General features: G+C 44.8%; 1 protein-coding gene and 2 pseudogenes. All 3 read right to left on the bottom strand.

Translation table 11 applies throughout. The features are described from left to right. Positions 1–211 (bottom strand): annotated as a pseudogene (locus J7529_RS24345) (protein kinase); the annotation flags it as partial. A gap of 113 nt (positions 212–324) precedes the next feature. Beyond that, positions 325–468, bottom strand: a pseudogene (locus J7529_RS24965) (ATP-binding protein); the annotation flags it as partial. Between the two features lie 300 nt (positions 469–768). Continuing rightward, the gene (locus tag J7529_RS24340) at positions 769–5412 is read right to left on the bottom strand and encodes an AAA family ATPase (RefSeq protein WP_318731131.1); all 4644 of its coding nucleotides are present in this window, start codon (positions 5410–5412) and stop codon (positions 769–771) included. Positions 5413–5423 lie beyond the last annotated feature (11 nt).

Raw genomic sequence — 5423 nt, 5'->3', positions numbered from 1 at the left:
CAATTCCGGGCAAGTCGAGATTTTTGGCAATGGTGTATTGATTGCGAAAATTGACCAATTCGCTGAAGGTCGGATACTCACAGTTGAGCAATTTGATAATCACCGCCTTATTATCAGCCAAGCGTAGTCCTCGATAAACGAGTGTTCTGGAACTAGAGTGCAGCAGTTCGAGGACTTCATAGCCCTGGAGGGGAGTTCTGAGACTAGTCATAGCAGTTTTTTTAAACGACTTAATTTTAGAGATTTTTCTTTGCTATAGTTTATTATAGCAATGTAAATAATTTGTGAATGAGGCAACCTTAGCTATATCTTTGAGGTTAAGTCTTATTCATAATTCTTCGCATTAGAATTGCCTAAAGAAAGAGAAATCATGAATTCCGTACCTTTACTGATTTGGGAATAGCAATCGATTGTGCCCTCGTGTTTTTTCTCAATAATTTGATGAACGATCGTGATTCCCAAACCCGTACTTTTGCGCGAGAAAGACTAAAGAGTTGGTTAGGAGAGTTAGGTTATGTTTGAGGCAATAGGCACTCTATAGCGTTTCTCTCTTCTATGAGGTACAGCTTGAAGCCTTAGAACCTAAGCCATACAAGCTATTGCCTATTCCCTATTGCCTATTCCCTAGCGCGAAGCGCTATAGTAATAGGCAATAGAAAATGTCCTATAGCAGAAAAGCAGTTAGGTGATGGTTTAAGGCACTCTAGCAACAGGCACGAATCGCAATAGAAAATGTCCTAACTCTCCCTTTCTCTGCCATCTAACAACCTACACGCATTTCTGGGGCAAAATAATTTCAAATGCTGTTCTTTCTTCCGATTGCGATTGCACGGCGATCGTACCCCCGTGTTTTTGAATAATGAAGTAACAGATAAACAGGCCTAACCCTGTGCCTCTACCGACGGGCTTAGTTGTAAAAAATGGGTCAAAAATCCGGTCTTGAATCGTTTCTGGGAGAGGACTTCCATTATTCGAGATCGTAATTCGTATCCGATGGTTTTCAAGCGCTTCAGTGCAAATTCGGACTTCAGGTGTTGTCTTGTGTTGAGGATGCTCTTGAATCGCATCTAACGCATTATTAATAATATTGAAAAAGACTTGATTCAGTTCGCTTGGATAGCAGGTGATTTTGGGCAGTTTTCCGTACTCTTCAATCACTCGTATTTCGGGTTGGTGTTCATTTTTTTGAAATCGATGTTGCAGAATCAAAAGCGCACTTTTAATTCCACTATGGATATCAACGGTTTTGATTTCAGCTTCATCTAAACGAGAAAAGTCTCGCAAGCTGAGAACGACTTGATGAATACGATCGCTACCCACTTCCATTGATTGTAAAGTTTTGGTAACATCCTCAAGCAAAAAATCCAGGTCTATTTCGTCAGTTTTGGCTTGAATCTGTGCATTCCTTTGAGGATATTCAAGCTGATATAGTTCGAGCAAATCGATTAGGTTTTCAATATAAGTTTGGGTATGTTTAATATTGCCACGAATAAAGCCAATCGGATTATTGATTTCATGAGCAATCCCAGCAACCAATTGACTGAGCGAGGACATTTTTTCACTATGAATCAGTTGTGCTTGAGTGCGTTGCAACTGTTCTAAGGTGGCCTCTAACGTTTGAGCTTTTTGGTTGAGGGCTTCAGTTTTGCGCTCGACCTCTGCTTTGAGGGTGTGGGAATAGTGTTCGGTTTGTTGATACAGACGGGCATTTTCTAGAGAGATCGCTGCTTGGCTGGCAAGCAGGTTGAGCATCTCAATCCGATCGCGGGTAAAAGCACCCAGGGTGATGTTATTTTCCAGGTACAAAATACCGACGAGTTTTCCTTGACGACTCATCGGCATACATAACACGGATTTGGGTTGGTGGGTAATCAGATAGCGATCGCCGGCAAATTGGTCTACGGTACTTAAGTTGTCAAACACCGCTGTCTCCTGAGTTCGTGCAACCGAATACACTAAACTCTGGGGAAGATTTGAGTATTGATCGAGCCGAATGTCGAGCCGTTCTGCTCTGTCTCGATTGGCTTTGGTGATCGCCACCCATTGACTGTCTTGATATAACACTAAATGACCGCTTTGCGCTCCAGCATTAGCGATCGCGATCTGCATTAACGTTGCTAAGAGTTTCTCTAATTCAATTTCTTCAGAGATGGCTTGGGCAGCTTCGATCGCGGCGGGAAAATCTAACCAGATATTGGGGCTGTGGCTACTGCTGGTTAAGCTGATTGTCTGACTTGCAGAGAGGCTTAACTCGGATAGGTGTTGAGGATGAGTCGGTTGTCCAATCACTGCGAACAGTTGCGGATAGCGTTGTTCGAGATCCGCAATTTTCGCCTTTGCCCCCCAACGCGCATAGCTATAGTAAGCGTCTTGCATATAGCTGCTGGCGACTTTTTCTTTACCCCAGTCAAGGTAGAATTTGGCAGCTAGTTCGTTAGAGATCGCTTCTTCATGGATGTATTGGTTTTCTTTCGCCCCAGAAATTGCGCGATCGTATCGTTCGATCGCTTGCTCTCGATAACCTTGAATCCGTGCTGTTTCCGCAGCCACTAAATCCAGCTTATGCTGAAAATTCTGCGGAGCGTGAGCGGCCCAAATGTCTAGACGTTGTTGGTGAGTTTCCACCTCCTCCAACATTTGAGCTTGCTGTTCGGGGGCGGCACTGGGATAGAGTGCTAACAAAGCTAATGCCCGATACAAGGGAATCTGAGTGACGGGTAACAGCCCCACTCCAGCTTGTTCGTACTCAATGGCGGACTGGGAATGAACCAAGGTTCCTTCATAATCGTCGAACAAATAATGCAACATTGTTTTAGAGGTGTAAAAAAAGAACAATGCTGTGAACGAATTCATCTCTTCGATTTTAGGTATTGCCTCATCTTCATTAAACCGTTGTCCCACCAGTTGTTTGGGATCGGCTGCCAGACCCATTAAATTTTCCACAAACTGTCCCCAGATTGTGGCAGTAAAGTATTGGAATTCTTGTTGGAGACTCTGGGTCAGCTCAATGTAGTAGCTTTGTTTTTGATGAATCAGACTTAGGGATTCGCCCATGACGCAAAGGTTATCGCAATAGTTAATCGCGGAATAACAGGCAAACTCAAGGTCACCGGTCTCTAAGCCCGTTAATACATTATCGGCCAGACATTCGACGCGATCGTGGGCTAACTCTTTCCAGTTGCGAATAAAGGCGTGAAACAGTTGATTCACCTTGCAAGTCAGCTCGGCATCTTCATGGCGATCGAGGGTATGCAGCGCTAATTGCCCAAAGCGGTATCCCAATTCAATGTCCTTCATCGTGGAACAGAGTAACATCCCGTAGAGTGCATAGGCAAAGGCTCCTGTTGCTGAGTTTCCATGGGTTGCAGACAGATTCAGCATCGTTACAACGACCGATGGCACGAGCTGGGGATTGCCAATAAAGGCCGGGGCCCATAATTTGCTCAGAATGCTCAAAGCAGAAACAATCTGGGGATTGGCAATTGTCGGCAGGGTGTAGAGGCGATCGATATTGATATCGGGTAAGGGAGCCTCCGTCAGGGAAACATCGAGCAATTTCAAAATTTCTAACCCCACATCCAGCGCCGCTTGACCTTGCCCTTGGGCCACCAAAAGTGAAATGCGGATTTCGTAGGCTTTGACGCGATCGAGAAGATTTCTAGCGTTGTTGATGACGATCTGAATCTGTTGCTCTGCCTTTTCAAAGTTCCCATTGAGATAGCTAACTTCTGCTAGTAAATTATGTAATGGCAGCATGAATGTATAGTGAGCTTGCCATACTTCCAAAAGAGTTGCCTCAGTACGTCCGATCAGAGTGATAGCTGTGTTTAAGTAGCTTGCTGCCGCATTGTAGGCAGCAGAGGATTTGGCCTTCTGTGCTGCCCCTAAATTCAGTTGTGCGAACTCAAGGATCTCGCTCGGTTTCTCAAGTAGAGCCATACCGATATTCAACTGGTTGACGATGTTGAAAAGGTTTTCTTCTCGTTCCTCTTGAGAGGTTTGCTGCAACAACAATCGCCCGATGTTGAGGTGTGTCATCTGCTTGCGATCGTCAGCAATGAGGGAATAGGCAGCTTGCTGGACGCGATCGTGTAGAAATTTGTAGCCAACCGACACATCTTGTGCCTGTACTTTTTCTTCACCTTTACTCCCTTGGAAAAACTTATAGGTCTGGTTTAGTGGCAACACCAATCCCTCTTGCAGTGCCCTCCACAAGGAAGCTGCTACTTCTATCTGGGGCTGTTCCCTGACAATGGCCAAAGTCTCTAAATCAAACGGGTTGCCGATACAAGCGGCTAACTTCAATACCTCTTGAGTTTCTTTAGGAAGTTTGTGCAACCGAGTGGCCATAAACTCTACGACATCATCGGTCAGTGCTAATTGACTCACCTCAGTTAAGTCGCATTCCCAATAACCTTTATCCCGGTTAAAAGCAATCAACCCATCCTCGTGTAATCCCTTGAGAAACTGGGTGGCAAAAAAGGGATTTCCCTGGGTTTTTTGATAGACTAATCCATTTAAAGGCCAAGCCAAATCGTGACTACAACTTAGGGTATCTGCGACCAAACCATTGAGATCGGTTTCGCTTAAAGGAGCGAGAGTAATTGTATTAATAATTGCTCCCGATTTGACCATTTCTTCTAGAGTCAGCATCAACGGGTGGGCGGGATATACTTCGTTATCTCGATAGGCTCCTAGCAAAAGCAGATAGCTGGTATCGCTCTCGCCCATCAGTAGTGGCATCAAGTTCAGAGAGGCCGAATCTGCCCATTGAAGGTCATCGAGGAAAATAACTAAGGGATGCTCTTTTGTGGTAAAAACTTGAATAAATTTCTGAAATAATAAATTAAACCGATTTTGGGCTGCATTGCCAGAGAGTTTCGGCACTGAGGGCTGTTTGCCAATCAGTCGCTCTAACTCAGGAATCACGTCAATAATTACTTGCCCATTTTCGCCTAAGGCGGCAAGAATTTTGCTCTGCCACTGGGCTAATTGAGTGTCCGATTCTGCTAAGAGCTGTTGCATTAAATCCCGAAATGCGATCACTAAAGCGCTAAAGGGAATATTGCGGTTGAATTGGTCAAATTTTCCTTTAATGAAATAGCCCCGCTGACGGACAATGGGTTTGTGTACTTCGTTGACGACGGCGGTTTTCCCAATGCCTGAAAACCCAGCGACAAGCATCATTTCAGTCTGTCCTTGGGCTACCCGCTCGAATGCTGCGAATAAGGTCTTGACTTCGGCTTCTCGTCCGTAGAGTTTTTCGGGAATCAGGAAGCGCCCTGCCCGATCGCGAGTTGCTAACTCAAAGGCTTCTATTTTGCCCGTTTCTTGCCATTGATTAAGACAGTGTTCTAGGTCAAATTTTAATCCCAATGCACTCTGATATCGCTCTTCTGCATTTTTAGCCATCAGTTTCATTA

This window comes from Roseofilum sp. Guam, from assembly GCF_017746735.1.
In the GTDB taxonomy this organism is placed as follows: domain Bacteria; phylum Cyanobacteriota; class Cyanobacteriia; order Cyanobacteriales; family Desertifilaceae; genus Roseofilum; species Roseofilum reptotaenium.
This window is presented reverse-complemented; position numbering and strand designations above follow the sequence as displayed.

What these genes read in the sequence shown, in the direction of transcription:
- J7529_RS24340 (WP_318731131.1), bottom strand. Translation starts at nt 5,412, where the DNA reads ATGGCTAAAAATGCAGAAGAGCGATATCAGAGTGCATTGGGATTAAAA.